The organism is Coleofasciculus sp. G2-EDA-02, from assembly GCF_040226375.1.
Taxonomy (GTDB): domain Bacteria; phylum Cyanobacteriota; class Cyanobacteriia; order Cyanobacteriales; family Coleofasciculaceae; genus Coleofasciculus.
In genome coordinates, this window is sequence record NZ_JAVKEW010000012.1 from 1 (window position 1) to 21,998 (window position 21,998).

At 45.6% G+C, this 21,998-nt stretch carries 17 protein-coding genes; 6 read left to right on the top strand and 11 right to left on the bottom strand.

Translation table 11 applies throughout. The features are described from left to right. Positions 1–340: 340 nt before the first annotated feature. A complete protein-coding gene (locus RLO19_RS00830) occupies positions 341–1,297 on the top strand; it encodes a cysteine peptidase family C39 domain-containing protein (RefSeq protein ID WP_446352974.1) in 957 nt (318 codons plus the stop codon). Positions 1,298–1,534: 237 nt separating this feature from the next. Next, positions 1,535–2,653 carry an ABC transporter permease gene (locus RLO19_RS00835; protein WP_446352976.1) on the top strand — a complete coding sequence of 373 codons (1,119 nt, stop codon included), beginning with the start codon at positions 1,535–1,537 and terminating at the stop codon, positions 2,651–2,653. 200 nt (positions 2,654–2,853) lie between these two features. On the opposite strand, the gene RLO19_RS00840 is transcribed toward RLO19_RS00835, so the two are convergent. Then, positions 2,854–3,648 carry a DUF4388 domain-containing protein gene (locus tag RLO19_RS00840; RefSeq protein ID WP_446352977.1) on the bottom strand — a complete coding sequence of 265 codons (795 nt, stop codon included), beginning with the start codon at positions 3,646–3,648 and terminating at the stop codon, positions 2,854–2,856. A gap of 136 nt (positions 3,649–3,784) precedes the next feature. Between RLO19_RS00840 and RLO19_RS00845 the strand changes: the two genes are divergently transcribed. Beyond that, positions 3,785–5,629 carry an AAA-like domain-containing protein gene (locus RLO19_RS00845; protein WP_446352979.1) on the top strand — a complete coding sequence of 615 codons (1,845 nt, stop codon included), beginning with the start codon at positions 3,785–3,787 and terminating at the stop codon, positions 5,627–5,629. A 141-nt stretch (positions 5,630–5,770) separates the two neighbouring features. Here the strand turns inward: RLO19_RS00845 and RLO19_RS00850 are convergent, their stop codons facing one another. The 3 genes from RLO19_RS00850 to RLO19_RS00860 all read right to left on the bottom strand — a co-directional run bounded on the left by RLO19_RS00850 (position 5,771) and on the right by RLO19_RS00860 (position 9,255). Beyond that, positions 5,771–6,937, bottom strand: coding sequence for an RRXRR domain-containing protein (locus RLO19_RS00850; protein WP_446352980.1), 1,167 nt, complete (start codon positions 6,935–6,937; stop codon positions 5,771–5,773). A 205-nt stretch (positions 6,938–7,142) separates the two neighbouring features. Further along, positions 7,143–8,540, bottom strand: a complete 1,398-nt coding sequence (locus tag RLO19_RS00855) for a cytochrome P450 (RefSeq protein ID WP_446352982.1) — start codon at positions 8,538–8,540, stop codon at positions 7,143–7,145. A gap of 211 nt (positions 8,541–8,751) precedes the next feature. Further along, positions 8,752–9,255 carry a hypothetical protein gene (locus RLO19_RS00860; RefSeq protein ID WP_446352984.1) on the bottom strand — a complete coding sequence of 168 codons (504 nt, stop codon included), beginning with the start codon at positions 9,253–9,255 and terminating at the stop codon, positions 8,752–8,754. A gap of 645 nt (positions 9,256–9,900) precedes the next feature. Here RLO19_RS00860 and map point away from each other — a divergent pair. After that, on the top strand, positions 9,901–10,689 hold the full coding sequence (gene map / locus RLO19_RS00865) for a type I methionyl aminopeptidase (protein ID WP_446352987.1): 789 nt from the start codon (positions 9,901–9,903) through the stop codon (positions 10,687–10,689). A gap of 82 nt (positions 10,690–10,771) precedes the next feature. Here map and RLO19_RS00870 read toward each other — a convergent pair whose 3' ends face one another. Continuing rightward, complete coding sequence (locus tag RLO19_RS00870) at positions 10,772–10,954, bottom strand: hypothetical protein (protein ID WP_446352989.1); 183 nt, start codon at positions 10,952–10,954, stop codon at positions 10,772–10,774. Positions 10,955–11,211: 257 nt separating this feature from the next. Between RLO19_RS00870 and RLO19_RS00875 the strand changes: the two genes are divergently transcribed. Continuing rightward, positions 11,212–11,619 carry a pentapeptide repeat-containing protein gene (locus tag RLO19_RS00875; protein WP_446352991.1) on the top strand — a complete coding sequence of 136 codons (408 nt, stop codon included), beginning with the start codon at positions 11,212–11,214 and terminating at the stop codon, positions 11,617–11,619. A gap of 175 nt (positions 11,620–11,794) precedes the next feature. On the opposite strand, the gene RLO19_RS00880 is transcribed toward RLO19_RS00875, so the two are convergent. Further along, a complete protein-coding gene (locus tag RLO19_RS00880; RefSeq protein ID WP_446352993.1) occupies positions 11,795–13,537 on the bottom strand; it encodes a DUF3685 domain-containing protein in 1,743 nt (580 codons plus the stop codon). A gap of 3 nt (positions 13,538–13,540) precedes the next feature. Continuing rightward, on the bottom strand, positions 13,541–15,361 hold the full coding sequence (locus RLO19_RS00885; RefSeq protein WP_446352994.1) for a hypothetical protein: 1,821 nt from the start codon (positions 15,359–15,361) through the stop codon (positions 13,541–13,543). Positions 15,362–15,496: 135 nt separating this feature from the next. Here RLO19_RS00885 and RLO19_RS00890 point away from each other — a divergent pair, with 135 nt between their 5' ends. Next, complete coding sequence (locus RLO19_RS00890) at positions 15,497–18,997, top strand: NACHT domain-containing protein (RefSeq protein ID WP_446352996.1); 3,501 nt, start codon at positions 15,497–15,499, stop codon at positions 18,995–18,997. Here the strand turns inward: RLO19_RS00890 and RLO19_RS00895 are convergent. From RLO19_RS00895 to RLO19_RS00910, 4 genes are all read right to left on the bottom strand, one after another. Continuing rightward, entirely contained in the window at positions 18,994–19,116 is a 123-nt protein-coding gene (locus RLO19_RS00895; RefSeq protein ID WP_446352997.1) for a hypothetical protein, read from the bottom strand. The genes RLO19_RS00890 and RLO19_RS00895 overlap by 4 nt on opposite strands. Positions 19,117–19,592: 476 nt before the next feature. Then, positions 19,593–19,964, bottom strand: coding sequence for a DUF433 domain-containing protein (locus tag RLO19_RS00900; RefSeq protein ID WP_446352999.1), 372 nt, complete (start codon positions 19,962–19,964; stop codon positions 19,593–19,595). Positions 19,965–20,451: 487 nt separating this feature from the next. After that, positions 20,452–20,715, bottom strand: coding sequence for a hypothetical protein (locus RLO19_RS00905; RefSeq protein WP_446353001.1), 264 nt, complete (start codon positions 20,713–20,715; stop codon positions 20,452–20,454). A gap of 41 nt (positions 20,716–20,756) precedes the next feature. Further along, a complete protein-coding gene (locus tag RLO19_RS00910) occupies positions 20,757–21,503 on the bottom strand; it encodes a hypothetical protein (protein WP_446353003.1) in 747 nt (248 codons plus the stop codon). Between the last annotated feature and the right edge of the window lie 495 nt (positions 21,504–21,998).

The following is a 21,998-nucleotide window of genomic DNA, read 5'->3' on the forward strand; positions in this document are numbered from 1 at the left end:
AGTTTGAACTCGTAGGTTAAATTAAACAATTGCATCACCTCCTAACACCATTATACAACTGTTTGACAAAATAACAGGACGATTTATCAAATAAAAAGCCGCCCTATAAGGACGGGGCTTGTATCCCCAATTTTCGGTCACCCATCCCAAAGCCCAACTATTGCATAACCCCGACTCAGTAGGAGATATACCGCAGTAGACTCCACTCGCCACGGATTTACTACCCATACAGCAGCTTTCTTTGGTGAGTGCTCCCGCTCACTATAGCCATCCTAGTTGAGTTAAAAGGCTTACAAGTTATCAGAGCAAATTCATCCAAGCTGCTGTTGTCGAAACAACAATGAACAGTCTACTTAAACTTCAACTTAAACCGCGTATCACCTTATCTCAACTCCTCCTCGCTGCTTATGGGGTAGGAATGTGCCTAACCCTTTGGGCAATGCGATCGCACTATCCTATTCTATTTCTTACTCTGTTTTGCCTGATTCCTCTCAGTAGTGGTGCGATGGTGGGAAATCGGTTAGCCGCATCCCATAACCCTAAAAATTACCGCCGCCAGATTAATCGGATGTTTCTCGCGATCGCGACAATGGCGACGTTCATTCTTCTGTGCGGACAATTTAATATTTATCGCCTTTTACCCTTAATTGTTCGCTTATATCTTGGTGCTTATCATCAGCCCATCATCTTAGCGTTGGGTTGCTTAACTCTGGGGTTAGTCATATCAATTGAATTGTCAGGAAAACGTTCTCGCCAACAGTTACGTCTGTTAGTCGGAATAGTCTTGGGAATGATAATCCCGTTGGGGATAATTCTATATTACACCTTCCCCATGACTGGAATCGCCAGTGAACCCTTAGTTCTTGAAGGAGTAGTTCTGCAAACAACCTCTCATACCTGCGTTCCAGCCAGTATCGCCACACTAGCCCGATTTGTAGGATTAGACCCCAATTTATCGGAACGGGATGTAGTTAAACTCACCCATACAACGCAAAAAGGGACTTACTCATTAGGTACAATTCAGGCAATGGAGCAGCTCGGTTTAGCGCCAAGCTATCAATGGGGTCTCACTCTTGATGATTTAATTGCCACGGATAAACCAGCGGTACTAACTGTCAAAGAACCTGTCGATGGAGTGATATTTAACCATGCTGTCGCCCTATTATCAATTGATGGCAAAGCGCGAACTGTAACCATTGGTAACCCACTTTATGGGCGTCAAATCCTGACCTTTGAGCAGATGAAAGGCTATTGGATAGGTCAAGCTATATTTGTTACCTATCCACCCAAAGTGTAGGTTGTGGGGTGTAGAGTATAAGAGCTTACCTGGGGATAAGAAGTGTATTGACAAATTGACAATGGATAATCAACAATGGATAATGACCTCTCCTTAAAAGAAGAGGATTGAAATTAAGGAAAATCTTTTTTAATTTCTTCGTAAACGAAGAGGTCTTAGACCCAATTAATCAATTGTCAATTATCCATTATCAATTGTCAATTGTCAATTGTCAATTATCAATTATCCATTGATAACATGAAACGCATCTTATCTCAATGTATCAAAGAACTCGCCCAATTTCAGCGCGATCGCCTGACCTTGGCGCTGGCATTTATTCTCCCCCTAATGACATTACTTATTTTCGGCTTTGCCATTCGTCTAGAAGCCAAAGATATTCCTCTATTTGTGCAAGATTTTGATTTAACTCCCCTGAGTCGTTCCTATATCGAACGGTTGTTTGCCACGAATCAATTTAAGCCAGCATTTCCAGAAAACACCAATCTGCAAACGATTGACCCTCAATCCGTAATTGACCAAGGAATTGCCAAAGTTGCGGTAATTATTCCCCCTGATTTTACCCGCCAGATTAAAGCAGATAAACCAACAAATGTACAAGTTCTCGTCGATGGCACAGATACCAATAATGCCCGTGTGATTAAAAATAGTATTCAGGCAACCACTCAATTCTTTTTACAGCGTTCTGGCTTACAACCTCTAACCGAAAAAATCAACGCTAGGGTGCGGATATGGTTCAATCCGGGACGGCAAGAATCGCTTTATATTGTACCCGGACTTTATGCCTTGATTTTATGGATTTATCCCTCTTTGCTGATGGCAGTTGCCATGGTAAGGGAAAAAGAAAAGGGAACAATATTACAAGTTTATGCATCTAGTCTCACCGCTTTAGAATTACTCTTAGGCAAAGGCTTAGCCTATCTCATGATTGGCATTAGCGAGGCATTCTTTATTATGGGGTTAGGCTCATTAATTTGGGGCTTAGGGTTTGCTGGCGATCCCACACCCTTATTCGTCAGTACGCTGATCTTCTTAGCCGATAGTGTCAGCTTTGGGCTTTTGGTCGGTGTGCGGGCAGCGAGTCAAAATGCCGCTGTTCAAGCTGTGGCATTAATTGGCTTTTTAACGGCATTACTGCTATCAGGATTTATCTATCCTCTGAGTAATATTCCCTTTCCCTTGTCTTTGGTTTCTAATGTTGTCCCAGCGCGTTATTATATCGAAGTTACCCGCGATGCTTACGTTCGAGGGACAGGTTGGTCGGGTGTCTGGTTATGGGTACTGATCCTGATCGTTTTAGGGCTATTGCTGTTTAATGCGGCAAGGATAGGCTTAAAGCGTATGCAGTTATCCGATTAATATTAGGGGAAACAAGGGTTCAAAAATTGACAATGGATAATGAACAATGGATAATGACCTCTCCTTAAAAGAAGAGGATTGAAATTAAGGAAAATCTTTTTTAATTTCTTCGTAAACGAAGAGGTCTTAGACCCAATTAATCAATTGTCAATTATCAATTATTAATTATCCATTGATAAAGCGCTTACTAAGAAAGGGCTTTAAGGTATTGCTTCAGCCAACCCCATACTAATCAACCTAAAGGCAATATGTTGAACCTGTTCTACGGGAAATTTTAGATGTTGGGCAATGGCATGAAGAGATACAGCCCCTTTACTATACTGCCAAATTTGCCATTCTAATGTATCTAGCCGATAGGAAGGATAACCGGCAATTGTACTGAGTAAACCGTGATTCGGATCAGGTAATTTAGCCGCCAAAATATCCCAATTGGGTAAAACACGCAATCCCATTAAAGTTGCTTCTGTCGCCGGAATACTTAACCCGGTCATTTCTTGAGTGGGAATTACAGCCATGGAATCAAATCGAAAAGAACCATCTTGCAGTTGAAAAAGCACAGACAATTGCTGCAACAGTTGAATTTGAAACAGTTGTTCTAAATTTAAGCGAGTTAAAACCCCTTGTTCTTTTAAACATACGCCTAATGGCTGATTGACAGGACAACACCATTGAACCAGTTTAGTTAACACGCGATCGCTAACCAATTTACATTTGGCAATAAGGGAAATTAAACCTTGCCCATCTCGCCGATGCGCCGCCGCGACAATGTGACCCTGTTTGACCCAGATGTAGTAAGTCACAGTGGCTGGAGGAAAAGCACGAATCGTCAGCAGTCCCGTTCTTTTGCCCTTTTCAAGTAACTGAAAAATCTCAGGTAAGGATACGTCACTTAAAGTACCGATAATGCCCATCATTGTAATCACTAAGGCACTTGCCTTATCAACTTGTTTCTTGCAGTTTGCCCTTACTCCCCAAATAATACAACGCAAGATCACAAGTTAAGTTCACAACTTAACGACTAACTTGGTGATGTTGATGGAAAATTCGGCGGGTTCAGGTAAAGCGTTCACCGTTTTTTCACGTTTTCCGCTTAAAATAAACGGTCTAACCAAATTCTGACCTTTAACCTGAATGCCACGAAGACATCAGCCTCCCCAGCGTCAACGGGGAGTTATTCTTTCCGTTCAAGGTTGGCAACGCCTAAATGCAGCGCAGCGCAAATCAGTATTTCAAGATAATGGGGGCAAACCCTACACCCTGGAACAATTAAGTGAACGTACCCATTTAAGCCCAAACACCCTGATCAAGGTACGACGGCGCACAATACCTGTTGATCGCAAAACGTTGATGTCTTATTTCAGCGCCTTTGATCTGACGCTTAACCCTAATGATTATACCAAAGCAGACAGCAAATCATCTAATTATGATCAAGTTCCGCTCAAAAGTCCAGTCCCTCTCGATTCTCCCTTTTATATCGAACGTCTGCCCATTGAATCCCTTTGTCACGAAACCCTGGTGCAACCGGGGAGTTCCATTCAAATTGTTGCCCCTAAACAGATGGGTAAAACCTCTCTGATGACGCGCATCCTTCAGCAAGCTAGAGAGGAAGGCTTTGATACAATCGCCTTAAATGTTCAACTAGCAGAGTCCTCTATATTCAGTGATTTAAATCGATTCCTGCAATGGTTCTGCGCGGTTGTGACACGGGGGTTGGATTTACCTCATCAAGTGCCAATCTATTGGGATGATATATATGGCGGAAATGCCAACAGCACCTATTACTTTGAAACCTATCTATTACCAAAACTCGCTAATCCCTTGGTTTTAGCATTAGACGACGCTGATGTGCTATTTAACTATCCAGAAATTGCTAGCGAATTTTTTAGTTTGCTGCAAACCTGGGGTGAAAAAGCCAGCTATGGGGATAGATGTAGCCAGATTTGGCAAAACCTGCGCCTAGTGATTGTGCATTCTACTGAAGTTTACGCCATGTCTGGGGCTAATTCTATAGAGTTTACAGCAGAATTATCGATTCAGTTGCCAGAGTTTACCAGGGAACAAGTCCAAGATTTAGTGATTCGCCATGGATTCAGTTGGCAACCCCAGCAGGTCAAGCAATTGTATCAGCTTTTAGGGGGTCATCCTTATCTTGTCCAGCTAACTTTAAATGCGATTAAAACAGAAAAGATTCCCATTGACCAATTCTTGGCAACCGTTACAGGGGAAACAAACATTTATCGGGAGCATTTGCACCAGTGCTTATGGTATCTCCATCATGATCCAGAACTGATGAGTGCCTTGATGCAAGTGGTTAATTCATCAACACCTGTAGAATTTGATCCCATTATTACCCTTCGCTTGCAGAATTTGGGACTGGTGCGGGTTGATCAGGGCAAGGTTAGTCTGCCTTGTCAATTGTATCACCAGTATTTTCGCGATCGCCTAAAACCCCTTGGCTTGAAATTATCCCCAGAAACCCACCCAGCTAGCCTGGTGGTGATTGAGGGGGTCAACTTAACCACTAACCTGCTGGCGCATCCGGAAACTACTTTTAATCAACTTTACCAAGACTTGCAATTGTTTGTCCAGCTTGCTCAAGAATTTGACGGTAAAATTCTCAAATCAATTGATCAGGGAATGTTAATTCTGTTTCCCAGTTCCCTGAAAGCGGTTAACTTTGCCCAAGAGATTCAATTAACCCTTCAATCAGCCATTCAAAGGGACTCAAATCCAGAACTCTATTATCGGATTGGCATCCATTGGGAAGATGTTATTTTTTGTTACACAGGCGTTAGTGGACCCGGTGTCAAAATTGCCCATCATCTCACCGCAGAAGCCCCTCCTGGCGGGATTTGTATGTCTCATAACGTTTATGAGGCGATCGCGAACCATCTACCCCAGCCGCCGCAACCGATGGGACAGCGACAATTTGAGGAAAGCGAAAAACCAATCGCCCTTTATCAACTAATTTTTTAATTAAAATAAGCATTTTGGTAGTGCCAAAACCTTTGATATACCGTAGGGTGGGCAATGCCCACCAGCCAAAATTTCAGTGGCATTCATCGTATATCTCGTGAGACTCTACCCTCAGCGAAGCAGGGTAGAGAGGGATAGAGGTCAAATCGACCCTTTCAATAAGGGGAGATTTGACAATCCAGTTGTAGGCACGACGATTAACCCCGTGCTTCGCTGCAACAACTGAACTTTCTTGGCAGTAAACTGCCCAAGTCTTTTCCAGCTAGCATCGCTAACTGAAACCTGCTTCTCAGTGTCTCCAGAACACCAGCCGATGTAAGCCTTTCCAGCTTTTTCAGCTAAAACCTTGTCGCCCTTTCTGAACCCATGACGGGTAACTGTACCGCCATACTTGCGCCGTTTACCACCCTTGGATGGAACGCACAAGTGTAATTGTCTGCGGCTAATTGGTGGTCTGCGGATTACTGCAAATGGCGCAGGTGTGATTTGAACATCACCACACCAGTTGCCATATTTAGCCTGATTAGAGTGCCATTCTCGCCATTGTGTAAACTCAAACGCGGCTAGGGTCACACCATCAACGGCGTGTGTCGCTGGTGTAGAGCAAGCTTTGTTTTTCTTGTCTTTGGCTAATCCTAGCCACTGTCTAAGTTGGCTAGTTCCATTACCATCCCTTTGCCATCCTTGGTGGGTTGTCACTGGAGCTAGTTTAGACAACCAAGTCAACATTTGTTTTTGACCGACCATGACTGGAGAGAAGCCAACGCCAGACCGAGCCGATTTACGACCACTGGTTCTGTCTACGTCAGCCATAACCAACTCATAATGAATGGCGCTGACGGGGAACAACTTAAACATCTCTTTGACTACCCGTAACTCTAACTGTCTATTGGCTCGAATTGAGGGAGGTAGTTTGGCTTGCTTGCGATTATCAAACCGCTTTTGACGATGACACCGCTCAGAGTAGGGTAACTTTCGGTTAATCCGCCTTCCTCGTCTTGCTCGACGCATAACCCGCCGTAACTCCATCCGCTCTTTAACTGTTTTGAACGGTAGGACTAAATGAGCCATCCAAAGGGTAGCAAGGCTCGATTGAACGGCGGCGCCTGAGTAACACTTGCCGGAGTCTATACCTATGGCTATCGGCTGAGTATCCTCCTCTGTTTCAAAGGTTAACTGAATGGCAAAACATCCTAAGTCGTTGTGTGCAATTTTGGCTTTACCTTCTTTTAACCAACGTCTAGCTCTACTAGCTTTGGTTGGCATTAATGGCTTGCCCGATTTTGATAGAACTGGTACTCGTAGCATGGTGATAAACCTCACGAGTGAAAGTGTGTAGTCCCTTCCCGCATCTAAACCAAGATGTCCTAACTGAATAGCGACTCGACAAAAAGCCTTAAAGATAACTTGGACTAGGGAAGTATCCAAGAGTTTGTACCAGGTTTAGACTCTATGCGGTATTCAACGGTTTAAAGGGTCCGTTTGTCCGGCAATCCCTGACTTCAAGCGTTAGCTAAGTCAGGGTTGTTGAAACTAAACTCAAGGAAGCGTTCTTTTTATTTTGAGAAGTCCGTTTACCCTTGAGGATCATTTTTACACCCCCTTTAGGCGCCAGTACAACACCTCGACGTTGGGGTTTTACAGGTCGATTCTCCGCTAATTCCAGTTCGTAGGATGACACAATTTTGGCTAAAGCTAACTTGAGTTCAAACTGGGCTAACGCCTCACCCATACAACGACGGGTTCCACCCCCAAAGGGAATAAATTCAGATGGAGAAAACTGACGTTCTAGAAATCGTTCGGGCTTAAACGTTTTCGGTTCTGGATAGAGATCCTCTCGCTGATGGGTAAGATACAAGCAACCCATGAGTATTGTCCCTGTATCTAACTGATGTCCGAATAACTCAATCGGTTCTTGTACTACCCTGGGGAAACTTAACATCGCAATGGAATGAATCCGTAGCGTTTCATTACACACAGCAGTCAAATAAGGGAGTCTAAAAATACTTAGAGGATCAGGTGTATCTCCTAAGCTATTCAACTCCTGAATTAGTTTTTCTCGAACCTCAGGGTAACGATGAATCCAATATAATCCCCAAGCCATTGCCAGTGCTGTTGTATCATGACCTGCTAACAAAAATGTAAGCAATTCATCGCGCAACTCTTGATCGGTCATTTCTTGATCGGCTTCATCTCGAACCGACATGAGTAGAGAAAGGATATCCGTTCGATTTGGATCAGGGTTTTGGCGGCGTTCGCTAATTTCGGCATAAAGTAAATCATCCAGTTGCTTCTGCAATTGTAAAAAATATCCCCAAGGACTCCATATCCCCCAATCTTTTTGCAGGGATTCAAAAAATAGCAAACTGGCAGTTAATGGAGAATTCATGAACCGTAGTAAAGCACGAGATTTTTGGATAATCTGTTCACAGCGTTCTCCGTCATAGAGTCCAAATATCACTTGCATAATCACCTTTATGGTGATCATTTGGGTAACATCAAGGGCTTTAAATGGTTTATCCAGGGGAAGTTGATTGATTACCTTTTCTGTGAGTTGAGCAATTAACTTCCCATAGACTTGCATACGATCGCCATGAAAGGAAGGCATCAAAAGTTTTCGCTCTCGTTTGTGGCTTTCCCCGTCTAACAGCAATAGAGAGTATTGACCAACTAAAGGTTGTAATATTGTATTCAAATGACCGGGAGCCGTTAACTTCTGTCTATCATTGATTAAAATTTGCTGTAAGGCTTGGGGATGGTGGACAAAAACAAAGGGTTTTTCCGAGCTAATCCGAGCCGTGAATAGGTCAGGATGACCCTGGGCAGCACTCTCCATATAACCAACCGGATCAAAAACCCATTGTAGCTTTTGCCAGAGAGCCGGCGTTTTTAACTCGTTAACGAATTTCATAAAAACTCCTTCGTTGTGGGAAACCCTGTGTCCCTTCGCTTCGATCGAGGGCAAGCTTTAGACCGGGGTTGCTTACAATTAACGAACAATTCTTAAAAGATTAGTTTAAACTATAGCAGTTTTATGTGCCAACAGAAAATTGTTCCCCTAAGAAGCGCTAAGGGCGGCAAGTGTAGCCTCGTTCATCATACCATAATTACTGTTACTTGAGTCAAACCCCTAGGGATTCTATCGGCTGGGGTTTTCTGAAAGTCTGTGACATACCAGAGCGACGCACCCTATCAATCGTTTTTGGCAAAACCCCAACTAACTGAGCAATCACCTCATCTGAGAGTTCATCAATAAGCTGGGCGTCGAAATATTTATAGAGTAAACTTAATAAGATTTTGGCACGGTGTAGCGGCACATAAGTTGTCATGGCATGTTGAGTAAACAAAATCCAGCGCTGCCTTAATATATAAGCTTTCTGGCGTTCGTACCGCGATTCAGGATACACTAACGAAAGCGTACCAATGGGAATCACTCGCGTGCAATCTGCATCGAAAACTCCACCAACGGCAGCACCAGGACCTGCAAGTTCTGCATGATGACGATGACGTATGATTATAGCATTACCATGAGTACTATTTACCCTGAGGAGTTGTCCTGTTTTTAACTGACTCAGGATTTCAGTCGGTTGAATAATGGGTTTGCGGATTAGGGCTAGCTCTGTCATGGCATCTCAAAAAAAATCGGCTTACTATCTCCGATGATTAGTTATAGATATTCAAGGGATAAGATTTGGTTAAAATTGTTACGCCGTTAAACGTAGCAGAGATTGATCCAAGTACATTTTGCACCCACAGCGAAGGAAGACAAATCAGTATAAATTAAACCGTTGTTAAACGGACAGACTATTAGGCTGTTGATGTGACTAAGCTGTTGTCCCTTCAAACCACCTATTTAGATTTTGGCAAAGTGAACAGGGAACAAGCAATAGGTAATTTAAATATGTCTTAGCCGACCTAAATTGTTATTCTTACCTTTTTAATGAGTATAACAACTCACTTATTATTTTAAGCGACACTCAACAGAATAGTCGGGTAATTGCTGAATTCTAATGTAAAGAGTTGATGAAGAAGGTAGAGGATTACCAGGTAGAAGGCTCCAAGGCATAAGAATTGATTGGATGGGGATGGAAACCCTTGCCCTATCCATCCCATCGCCGCCTTATCAGGACGGCATGGGGCTTCCAGAATGACGAATAACCCTGTCAATATTCAACGAAGCGTGGGGAATAGGCAAGCGATCCTAGTAAAGTGAAGAAAGACTCAAACAGATACACCCCTCGTTGAATAGGGAAATAACCGCATAAATACTCATGGCACCAGAAAGAATTGTTCTCCTATCGAGCCGAGAAATCGAAAAAATGCGTCAAGCTGGACGCTTAGCCGCCAAACTCCTGGATCACATTGAACCCATGATTCAGCCAGGGGTGAGTACTTTGGAACTTAATGATGAAGCCGAACGCTGGACTCAAGAAAATGGAGCAAAAAGCGCTCCTCTGGGGTATCATGACTTTCCCAAGTCAATTTGTACCAGTATCAATGAAGTCGTCTGTCACGGTATCCCCAGTGCTAAACAAATTCTCCAAGACGGGGATATTATCAATATTGACGTGACCCCGATTCTGGATGGATTTCACGGGGATACGTCTCGAACCTTCTTTGTCGGTACACCTTCACCCACCGCCAAAAAACTGGTTGAAGTCACCTACGAATGTATGATGCGGGGAATCGCCGCAGTGAAACCCGGAAATCGCATTGGTGATATTGGGGCTGCTATTCAGGAATACGCCGAAGCCAATGGTTTTTCTGTGGTGCGAGATTTTGTCGGACACGGTATTAATCGGATATTTCATACGGCTCCCCAGGTTCCTCACTATGGTACTCGCGGTAAAGGAAAGCGTCTACGTCCCGGTATGGTATTCACCATTGAACCCATGATTAATGAAGGGACATGGGAAGTGGAAATTATGGCGGATAAATGGACAGCTCTGACTAAAGATCGTAAGCTTTCGGCTCAATTTGAGCATACGATAGCTGTCACGCAAGATGGGGTAGAGATTCTCACGTCACCAGAACAGATTTCCCAAATGAAATCGGCGTGATGCATGGGATGGGGGAGAATTCGTAGGGGCGAAGCTTATGCGCCCAGATGTCTCGGTTTTATGCCATTCGTAGGGGCGAAGCTTATGCGCCCAGATGTCTCGGTTTTATGCCAACACAAGAGCGCATAAGCTTCGCCCAATCGCCAATCCCCAATCGCCAATCCCCAATCGCCAATCGCCAATCCCCAATCCCCAATCCCCAATCCCCAATCCCCAATCCCCAATCCCTCGTCGCCCCTTTGTGACGTTTATCACTCTTATGCATTGCTTTACGTCAGGTGTCGGCGATTCTCCTGTCACGCTTAAAGCGGATTTTAGTTTAGCTTTTAGTGCGATCACGTTCACTATATTTTAAGATTTAGTTCAATTACATTTTCCCCGAAATGCTAGAAAATTGCAAAGTCAATTTATCGGGGATATAACAGTATGCAGCTTGCTTATTTCTGTATCGGTAAAGAACCCATAAAGCCTAATGTCTATCATATCCAAAACAATCGATTGAGAAAATATAGATCGATAAAAATGACGGCTGAGGAGCTGTTGCAGCGGTATGCATCAGGACAACGGGATTTTCAATGTGTCAATTTGAGTGAAGAAATTCTGAGTTGGGCAGATTTGACGGGAGCGGATTTAAGTGGGGCAAATTTGAGTGGGGTAATTTTGAACTGGGCTACCCTCAGTCGCGTTAAGTTGAGATGTGCAAACTTGAGCAACTCTGACTTAAATTGGGCTAACTTAGAACAGACAGATTTACAGGGGGCAAATTTGAGTGGCGCAGATGTGAGTGCGGCTAATCTTAATGGAGCAGATTGGAGTGGGGCAATTATGCCTGATGGTACAATTTGGTCTGAACAACATGTTCGTCAAGATTCCCGGTTTCTCTCCTGGTTGATTAGACTATTCAGGCAAGAAAACAATCGCAATTTTTGATTAAAACTTGCTCCTGAATGCCTATTTGTGTAGTATAGTTCTAAGGCTAGAATACTACTCGGTCAGCGTCTAATTTTTTCCCGGCTCTGGGAAAAGGGCGGGTTTAGTCACGTTATCAGTTGGTGGCAAAAGGTTATGGGTGAAACCCGCGCCTACGCTTGAACAGAATTTGATATTACTTTCCCCGCTCTCCATTTTTGCTAAACCAGGTATCTTGCCATGCACTACCCACGCCTTGAATAACCCCCCTGAGAATTAAACCAATACCTCTTCCTAAGACTTGCGTCAAAACATAAACCACGCCTTTGCCAACCCAGCCAACTATACCCCGCAAACGCGGCGCGATCGCATCCCGGATTTCATAGGCGATGGTTACGGCTAATTGAGTACCCTGTAGCTCTTCTAACTCTTGACGCCGAGGGGAATAAATTGCCACTTTTTTTATCCCAATATCGCTCAAGACAAACAAATTGTAGCGACTCTCAAAAATAGATCTGGGTTCATCTACTAATTCGTCCCGTCGATATTTCCAGGATAAATTATTCCTAAATCTAGTAATTTCTCGTGAAGATATCAACCGTTTATCATAAAAGTTATGTTTAACTATTTCAACATCCGAAAATGAATTTAACAGCGGCTGAATTACACCATTAGCGACTTGAATAATCAGATTTTGTAATAACAGTTCTGCCCGCGCCATGGCTTCTGGTGTATGAGCCGGATAGGACACATTATCAATCATTAACGGGGATTCAAATAGCCGATTGGCTACTAACTCAATCACTAAAGGAATTTTATCCAAAATAGCCCTTTGCACAATATCCCGATTTTGCCGCAAAATATCAACCATTTCTATCATTTGATTGCCCACGGCTAAGGTCGAGTATTGACCAAAAAAGTCAGTTAAAGAAACATGCCACAAATCATGCAACAAGCGCGATCGCTTCTGGGTTAATTGCTCCCTAGTCACCTGGGAAAAGCGCAAGGCATCTAGCATCTCCTCAAACTTGTACAGAATGGTACGAAGTAATTCCCGGCGTCTTTCTACTTGCAGAATATCAATTTCTAAGGGAGTGTTGGTCAAATTTGCCAAACTTGAATCCAGTTTGGTTAATGTCATCCCTTGGGGGGTCGAGGGTTGAAACTGCAACGCCTCAGAGGAGGTTTTGGATAAGGCACTTGTGGAGGATTGGCGCAGAGAAGTTTGGGGGACAGGAGGACGAGGAGATGAAGAGGTTAAACGGGGTAAAGGTTCGGCATAATTATTATCCGATGGTACAATTGCGCCATCTGTGGGTAAAAGCTGATTTACGATCCACCGGGCTGTCAATAATTCTCGGCGGCGTCCCGTCCAAAATAACCAATCGAGGCGGGATAAATTACCCTGTTGGAGTTGCGCGGTTACCTGTCTTAAAGCCGCTTCAATTTGTTGTAATCCTGACTGGCGTAATTGGTTATGCCAACGTGGGGGAGGTAATGAATGGGTTGGGATGGGTAACATTTGCCAATAGGATTGACCCGCTTTAACTTGTCCTATGGCTTCCACAATTAAGGTGATGGCACATCCTTTAGCACAGTAGCCTTCTACTCCTAAGCCTTTAGCGGCGGCAAGCTGATTGGGTTCAGATGGGGCACTTAGCAGTAAGATGGGTAGGTCGGGATAATCGGTCTTGAGTTGCTGGCATAAGGATAGCCCGGTTAGGGGGCTCCCCAGCGATCGCCCTAATGCCAAGTCTAAAATGATTAAATTAACTTGTTCTTGGGGTAGTAAGGTAGTTAAGCGTTCTAGTGCTGCCGTTGCTGTATCAACCTCAGCAACAACTTCTAAATCAGCAAAAGCTGCCAACGCTGTGACTAAACCTAATCGGAAAATTGGGTCATCGTCAATGAGTAGGATTTGAGTGGATTGATTCGTCATTTGTCATTGGTTAGGGAATTGGGATTTCCAAAAAGCGATCGCGGCTTGGGCTTGTTGGTAGAGCGCTCGTTCTGGGGGAATCTGGGCGGCGGTGGCGATGGCGGCGTCAAATCGTCCTTGGGCGGCTAGGGCGGCGGCGGCTTCGAGGATGGGACGATCTTGGGCGGTTTGGATTTGGGCAACCCATTGGGCGATCGCAGCTTGAGATTCAGCATACAGCATTCGACCCGGACGAATTTGATTGGCAGTGGAAATGGCGGCGATTAAATCCCGGCGTTGGGCGAAGGCGCGGGCTAAATCGAGGATGGGTTGATCTTCTAGGGTTTCGATTTGGCGATTCCATTTCGCGATCGCGCTTTGGGCTTCGATGCGTAAGGGTTGACCTAGCTCAATTTTACGGGCTTGGGCGACGGCGGCGTTTAACTGATCAATGGTGCCACCTGCTGCAAGTTGTTGGGCAATTCTGAGGGTATTACGATCATCGATTTGTTGAATCTGTTTGCGCCACTGGGCAATGTATGTCTGTGATCTGATGCGTTGGGGGCGATCGGGTGTAATTAGGGTAGCTTGTTCGATTGCCATCTGTAGCAGGGGGCGTTGCTCGAAACTGGCAGTCATTTGGGCAAGACTTAACTGGAGGCGATCTTGCAGCTGAGCCTCCCACTGAACCGCTTGGGCGGCGGCTGGCTTTTGCACCGGACTTTTAGCATCGAGTTGGCGAACGGCGGTTAAGGCATCAATGAAGGCGAGGATGGTGTTTTGTTGCACCAGTTTGCCCGCCCGCCCTAAGCGTAACCAATCTTGAGCCTCTTGATACAGAGAAGTATTAATCGGAATCCCTTGGGCAATATCAATAACCCCCTGATAATCCTGATTTTGGCAGCGAGCTGCAGCAATTTGGAGTAACGTGCGACTCCAATTCGACAGATCACTCTGAGCTTGAGCTTTAATATAGCTGTTAGGATCAACCTTTGCCGCCAACGCGATCGCAAGTTTAATCTGGCTCAGTTGATTCGATTTGGCTAAATCCCGTGCCTCTTGCAGTTGTGTCCAAGCCTCTTTTTCCGCCGCCAACTGTTTCATCAGGCTATCATAGCGGGATACACTCCAGTAGGGGTCATTCAGGCGTGACAGTTGAGTCATTAGCTGAGCCGCCTGCTGCCAGTTTTGAACTTTCAGGGCATCTTGAAACTGACTAACAATTGCCTGAGCCTGTATTCGTTCCTGTTTCCAGGTGGCGATTTGGGCTTGAGCTTCAGGATACAGGGGACTACTTACCGGAATTTGCATCGCCATGTTCAGGGCATCACCATAGTTTCCCTGATTCAGAGTGTCTCTGGCAAATTGCAGCACCATCTCGGACCATTCCCGCAGCAGTTCCTGCGCTTGGGGATAAAGAGAATGGTTTGGCGACCAATATTGGACGATCGCGATCGCCTCCAGGAGTTGCTCGAATTCCCCCGATTGGGCGGCAAGTTGAGCGCAGTATATTCGTTCGCTATCCGTGGATAAAGGAGAAATGCGCTCGCAATTGGCAGGGGGTGGCAGTTTAGTGAGTAATAGGATACCACCAATGACCATGCTTCCGATAACGGACACAATCATCAACCACAGCAAGGACCACTGCCAAAACTCACGTTGGCGGCGAACTCGGGCTGGGTTGGAGTGCCTGTCTGTGAAAACTTCGGCGTTTGATTGTCCCGTTTCTGCTAAACTCGATGCCTTAGAGCCTCTTGCTAGTCGGATGACTAACTTATGTCCCCGAGGTGGGCGAGCAGGTTGGGAAGTATGGAGATGAAATCGGGGCAAGTCTTGTTTGGACACAGATAGAAAACAATTGAGAATTCATTGTTCACCGTTTATTGTATTCCCGATTAACCACAAGGCAAGGGTGATTTGTACTTAGTCCAATAGAGTCCACAATAGGATGAGGAATCGTTTTGGAGTAGTTAGGGTGGCATGAGCCTGAGCATTCGCCATTGGCTAGCAGAACGCCACATTGAACTTGCCCAACTGGGAGAGGATAACGCCCAGTTGGCGGGTATTGCGTTTCGTATTGCCCAAGATATGGAGGTCAAGAGTCTTAATCCCTTTGCGATTAGTGTCTTGACGGAAGTGTTGGAGTTACCGTTAACTGTCGCTTGGCAAGTGGCGCCGATTTTGTCTCAGTTAACGGTGGGCTTGCTGCGGATTTTGAGTCGCAGGAAGCCATTACGCCGGAGTGAAGGCACCTGGCTGAGTTTTCAGGTGGCTTATCTGAACGCCTTACAAGGAATTTTAGAGCAAGAAGCCCAACTGCGAAGACCCTGGGTGAATCGCGCCCAAGTCCCGGCGTCACCGAATACCGATGAACCCCTGGTTGAACCCCAATTGATTGCCCTGCTCAAAACCTTGCGCCCCGGACGACTCAGTGATTCCCAAGCAGAACAAGCCTTGTCCTCTGTGGCGAATTCGTTTCTGGTGCAGCAGATGAATAATTTAGCGATCGCGTGGTTTGTCGCGAATGGGGCGGAGGAAACGGAAGCTAAGTTATTAACCCAACGGTTGAGTAATGGACTCCCGGGTCATTTACTCCGGGTGATTGCCGAAAATGCACTGCCCTTGGCGCAACTGCAAAAGTTTGTCCGGTTGGGTCATTTAAGTAATACACTCAACACTCCCCCAGAAGACGAGGATGAGGAGCAAGAGTTCTCGCCTCCCCAATTGATGCTGGATTTGGATCGGGAATATTATCGGGCAGAACTGTGTGTGTCCTTAAGTGAACCCTTATTCGCTGAACCGTTTTCCCTCAAGGAAATCTACGTTCCCCTGAAAGGGAGACGCCTCCCCGCCACGATTGGACAAGAAAACCGGGAACGGCGCCGCCAACAGGATCTAGATCATGCCTATCTGGCGGCGGCTTCCTCCCCACCGACGGATTTAATGGCATGGGTCATGGCTCAACTGAATGATAAGAATAGTATTGCCGTAATCGAAGCCGATGGCGGTTGTGGCAAGACCAGTTTCTGTCAGATGTTAGCCGCCCATGTGGCGCAAGAGCTTTATCCGCAGTGGATGCCTGTCATTATTCGCCTGCGGGATGTTACCTTAGGTCAAACCTTGGAGCAAACCCTGGAGACGGCATTTCCGGTGGGACGGTTTACGGATACCGATGGTTGGTTTTCCCGCAGTTCTCCCCCTTGTTTGCTGATTTTAGATGGTTTGAATGAATTGCCTCGTTCTCCCCAGACTGAGCGTCACTTGTGGACGTTTATGGATCAGGTGATGCGATTCCATACCCAAATCAGTGGGTCGAGTTTTCCTCGTCACAAGATTATCCTGACGAGTCGTCCGATTACCTTAAATGGGGTGTTGGCTCGTAAATATCGCCATAGTAGTTTACCTCCCCTACAAAGCCGACTCCAGCGCATTGCCATTGAACCCATGGCGCAGGAGGAATTCCGCAAGTGGTTTCTCCAGTGGGCAAGACTGCAATCCAAGTCGATTGCCCAGTCGTATTTTAACTTCTTAAAACATGGCGGCGTGTTTCAGAGGCAATCTCCGAATCCAGACTTGGTGGCGCTGCTGACTCGTCCCCTGATGCTGTATTTGGTGGGAATTTTAAATCGGGATGCCTTAATTGATGATCGCATCTTTAAAATGAGTCCGGCTGAGGTTAAGTTTGAAATCTATGACCGGATTTGTCGCTGGTTGCTGGGGGAACCGGCGAGTGGGAGTGGACCTTTATTAGAGTTAATTCGAGAAGGGTTTTCCCATGCGGGGCGTTCTCTAGAAGCGATCGCGAATCTCTTAGAAGGACGTTCCCCGCAAAAGTTACGCCGTCAAATGCAGGGGACAGCACTGACGATTTTGCAAACGGGTCAAAATCAAGTGACGCAAACGGTGATCCAGAATCGGTTCCAGCCTCAGGAAATGACGCCGGAGTCTTTTACCCAACCCTTACCCACATTCTTTTTCCGCACCCAACCCAGAGATAAAACCGGGGAAGGGGTGAAGCCAGCAGTGCGTCAATCCGCTGCCTCCCAGAAAGCGGCATCAGCACCCCTGTCGATTGAGTTTTCTCATCCCAGTTTAGGAGACTACTTAGCCGCCGAAGAAATTGCCCTACAACTGAAGGTATTGGCGCAAAAGATGCCGAATCAGTATGGGGAAGTCTCCTTTGTGATTGACTCGTCTATCCATGTGGCTGAGCATCTTTATCGGTTGTTGGGATATGGTTTATTGTCTCCTCAAATTGAGGAATTGGTGATAGAGAGACTGCGACGGGAGCAAAAGCGCAATGCGGATGCTTTTTCTTTCCCGGTACTATATCAACGGCTCTATCGCTTCTATCGCGCCTACTGTCGCGGACGTTGGTTTGATGAAGGGGTGGCTCACCAGGTTCACGAACAGTTGCGGGATCTGAAAAATCCCTTGAATACGTTACAAATTGATGCCACTGTGGGATTAAATGTGTTTTTAGTCCTCTGTTCGGCAGCCAGAGAAGCGAATCTTCCCTTCTGGCCCTGTGGCAATCCAGAGATTCCCCAAGACTTTGATGCCGATCAATTGTTAAGTTTTATTGGTCGCACCGTTGCCCTGTCTCCGACGACGTTTTGGCAACGGGCGAGACAAAGTTTGGCTCAGATTCATTTATCTCAAGCTTGTTTGCATCGGGTGATGCTGGCAGAGGCTAACCTTTGGCAGGCGGATTTGTCTACTGCTGATTTAAGTGGGATTAATTTATCGGCGGCTAATTTACAACAGGCAAATTTAGCCTGGGCAAGTTTAGTTGGGGCAAATTTAGCGGATGCGGATCTTAAGGGGGCGCAGTTAGAAGGGGCGAATTTGTTGGGGGCGGATTTGCGGGGTGCCCATTTGACTTCGGCGAATTTGACGAATGCTTGTTTAGTAGATGCCCAGTTAGATGAACCGAATAAACAGTTGGCGGTTAAAAGTGGGGCGTTCTTTTCTTGGGAGGAATTTCAGGTGTATTACCAATCGTTGGTTGTATCTCCGTTTATGAAAACCATTGAAGAGGAGCATTTGTTTGAAGATGAACCGATGATTTTTATTGAGAGTGCTGAAGGGGAACCGATGTTACCGACGATTTACTCTCAAGGAAGCGATCACTATGATGGGGAAACTGAACAGTTTAACCGTGAGCAGTTCAGTGCCCAAGCTACGGTGTCGGATACACAGCAATATGCTGGGGAGACGGCGCAACTGGATGAATGGGTTACCCACGCCCCGATATCGGATACACAGCAGTATAGTGGGGAGACGCAGCAAGTGGATGAGATGGCACAACCACCGTCTGTGTCGGATACACAGCAGTATGCTGGAGAGACAGAACAGATAGACGATTGGGAGTTCTATGAGTCGGAAACTGAGGAGGAGCCGCTAGAGGCGGGCGCGAAGGAAGAGACACAAGTGTCTCATGAAAAGACGATTATGCTGGATGAGGAGGATGATTATTAGATTATTTTTGTCGATGTCGAATCTGTCGCAGAATTAAACCGATGGGAAGCGCGATCGGGGGCGTCGGTGAGGGTTTGACGCAGGTGGAAGGCGTAGAGGCTGAGGCTGAGGTTTTTCATTTATTGGTTATGGGTCATTTGTCTTTTGTTATTGGTCATTTGTTGATGGAAATGTCCGGCATTTTCATTAGCCTATAATACAGAATACCCGTAGGGGCACGGCACTGCCGTACCCTGTTTACAGTGAATTAAAATTGTAGGGGCGCACCGACGTGCGCCCTATTTAATCGTAAAATCTATGCCACCATTTTAGCTGTGTCAGTCCGCCATCGTGAGGAGAGCGTTCGCGTAGCGTTCCCGAAGGGAAGCATAACACACCTTGACCACTATAAATGGTAATACGGAGTCAATTCTGATTGGTTATTTTTCATCGGATTTCGGTGCAATATTTAATCAACGCCATACCCGATCAATGGACACAAGATAAGATTTAATCGGCGCACGTCTGTGCATTTAATGGGCGCAAGCCTTGCGCCCCTACCCTCTTGAATATCAATTACAATATATACAATCTTTCCACACAACATTCTCGATAATCATTTATTATTAGCTTCTCGCTGCATTCTCCGTTCTATCAGCTTGAGTCGAACCGCTTCATATCCAGAACGGGGAGGATCTGCTGCAATTTGAGCTAGTCGCTCACGGTTGCGTTCTTGCCAATAGTCTCGAATCTCTTGTGCTGTTTGTAAAACCTCCTGATACTCGGCTTCTACCTCGGCTTGATGGGCTTCAATATAGGCAAGAACTCCGTTCATCTGCTCATCAGTCAAGTTAAAACTATCGCGAATGTATTTGTGTGGATAGTCGGCTTTGAGGTAATCCATCACATCATAGAGCGTGATTCGAGTACCCGCGATCGCTAATCCTCGTTCAGTATGGATAATGTATTTGTTCCCCGCCTTTGTCATTCCCTTTTTCCTCCATTCCTATCGCTTAATTTGAACCTTGAGTATTGGGTGGGTTTGTCTGTGGGGTAGATGGGGGTGAATGTCTTATAATACTATTAATAATCATGTCCTTCGCCGCTGGGCTGGGTTGATTCGCTGGCGTGGGAGATTTGCTTCCCCCAATACCAATGGTTACTTGAAAATCTCTGATTTCTGTCTCTGTTACCCCCTCTCGTTGTTGCTGGTATCTCTGGAATAGTTCCTGGCGGTAGGCGGATTTTTTTTACCAATTTTCCAGTTGATTCGAGATATCCTCAATATCATCATCAGGAAGTTGATTGCCGAGTTGCTTTAAGTTATCCCTGGCTAAGTCTTCGGCGGTGGATGTGTAAATGGAGATCCCCCCTAACCCCCCTTCAAAAGGGGGGAATTGGTTGGAGTCTTCTGGCTGGGTTGAATTAGCAGAGAGATTGATAGCGTCTTGTTCCCCCCCTTGATAAGGGGGGGGCTAGGGGGGGGGTTCAGCCGTAATAATCACGGCACGGAAACAGTCAGGGAAAATATACCATTCGATAATTGCCGTGTTTTGATCAATCAGTGTAGAGAGTTGGTCAAACTTGAGGGGTTTATAGGGATAGAGTTCGTTATAGCGCTGGCGCAGTTGGTTGATATGGCTGTAGTCTATCTCGTCTGATGTTATCGATTTTTCCGATAGGGATTGTTCTCTAGCCGCTTGTTGCTGATTTAGGCGTCGCTGTTGGAAGCATCCCAATTTTGCAAGTTAGCTCTTTTTAGAGGGCTGAAACCCTTTAACTATCGTTGCTTTCGGTGATGTTGTTTCCAAAATGGGATGCTCCCTCGCTGTTCAATTAGAATCTCTTGCTGTAGCTGTTGCAATTGGCTTTTGATCTGGGTGGGAATTTCGCCATCGGGGTAAAGGCTGCGACTGGTGAGGAGTTCAATCAGGTTACGGGTTTTGCTGCGTTCGATGTATTCCCAGGCTTGGGTATTGTCTGCTAATTCTAGACAGACTTCGATCATATTGGAATAGAGTGAATTCCATTCTTCCGCTAGTTTCTGTTTATCGGCATCATTAGCCGTACCTAAACTAATCTCTACTCTCTGGAATTCAACGGTATCAATCGCTGTGGCAAAGGCATGATAGGCGTTGTCCAATTGTTGGGCATTTCGGTAGGCAAGTCCCAGGTTAAATTGGGTTCCAGCATGGTTTTGGGGTAAAGCTTCACGGGTATAGACTTCCAGGGCGGCTTGAAAAGATGCGATCGCACTTTCGATATTCTCTGCCCTTTCTCCCCGGATTCGGTATAAGTAGGCAGTACCCAGATTATTTTGCGTCATTGCCCAATTTTCTGAGTGATTCTCGCGGGTAAAGAGAATCAGCGCTACTTCATAACCCGTAATCGCGATTTCCAGGTTAGTTGCTTGACTCCCTAGAGGAAACTGCTGGATCAGATTACTGAATTCACCAATAACTAAGGCAATAAATTGGGCTTGTTCGGCTTCCACATCTGCCAGTTTTGCGGTTGCCCAGTCATACAATATCCGGACATCAACTAAACTCCGTTAATTGTTTCAATGCAGACAGACGTGTCTAACTTTTGGGGTTGTTTTATAATAATTTGAGTCGTCTAAAGACGACTTGCGCTTTTAGCCAAGAACTTGAGTTCTTGGCGGGGGAATGGTTAGGGTTTGGGTATTTCCTGTTTGAATCAGTTTAACCTGATCGGCGGTGGTCATGGTAATTCTCCTCATAAAACCTGAGTCGGGGCGGGTTTATTTACATCTGGATGCAACCCAAAAGATAGTAGTAAAACCCGCCCCTACACAATTTTTCCATCTCCCACTCAAAACTTACATCCATGAGTGTTTAACGCCAGGGTAATTAGGACATCAACTAAACTCCGTTGATTGTTTCAATGTAGACAGACGTGTCTAAATTTTGGGGTTGTTTTATAATAATTTGAGTCGTCTAAAGACGACTTGCGCTTTTAGCCAAGAACTTGAGTTCTTGGCGGGGGAATGGTTAGGGTTTGG

Coding starts and splice junctions, on each gene's coding strand:
- RLO19_RS00830 (WP_446352974.1), top strand. CDS start 341: ATGAACAGTCTACTTAAACTTCAACTTAAACCGCGTATCACCTTATCT.
- RLO19_RS00835 (WP_446352976.1), top strand. CDS start 1,535: ATGAAACGCATCTTATCTCAATGTATCAAAGAACTCGCCCAATTTCAG.
- RLO19_RS00845 (WP_446352979.1), top strand. CDS start 3,785: ATGCCACGAAGACATCAGCCTCCCCAGCGTCAACGGGGAGTTATTCTT.
- RLO19_RS00850 (WP_446352980.1), bottom strand. CDS start 6,937: ATGCTACGAGTACCAGTTCTATCAAAATCGGGCAAGCCATTAATGCCA.
- RLO19_RS00855 (WP_446352982.1), bottom strand. CDS start 8,540: ATGAAATTCGTTAACGAGTTAAAAACGCCGGCTCTCTGGCAAAAGCTA.
- RLO19_RS00860 (WP_446352984.1), bottom strand. CDS start 9,255: ATGACAGAGCTAGCCCTAATCCGCAAACCCATTATTCAACCGACTGAA.
- map (WP_446352987.1), top strand. CDS start 9,901: ATGGCACCAGAAAGAATTGTTCTCCTATCGAGCCGAGAAATCGAAAAA.
- RLO19_RS00870 (WP_446352989.1), bottom strand. CDS start 10,954: ATGCATAAGAGTGATAAACGTCACAAAGGGGCGACGAGGGATTGGGGA.
- RLO19_RS00875 (WP_446352991.1), top strand. CDS start 11,212: ATGACGGCTGAGGAGCTGTTGCAGCGGTATGCATCAGGACAACGGGAT.
- RLO19_RS00880 (WP_446352993.1), bottom strand. CDS start 13,537: ATGACGAATCAATCCACTCAAATCCTACTCATTGACGATGACCCAATT.
- RLO19_RS00890 (WP_446352996.1), top strand. CDS start 15,497: ATGAGCCTGAGCATTCGCCATTGGCTAGCAGAACGCCACATTGAACTT.
- RLO19_RS00895 (WP_446352997.1), bottom strand. CDS start 19,116: ATGAAAAACCTCAGCCTCAGCCTCTACGCCTTCCACCTGCGTCAAACC.
- RLO19_RS00900 (WP_446352999.1), bottom strand. CDS start 19,964: ATGACAAAGGCGGGGAACAAATACATTATCCATACTGAACGAGGATTA.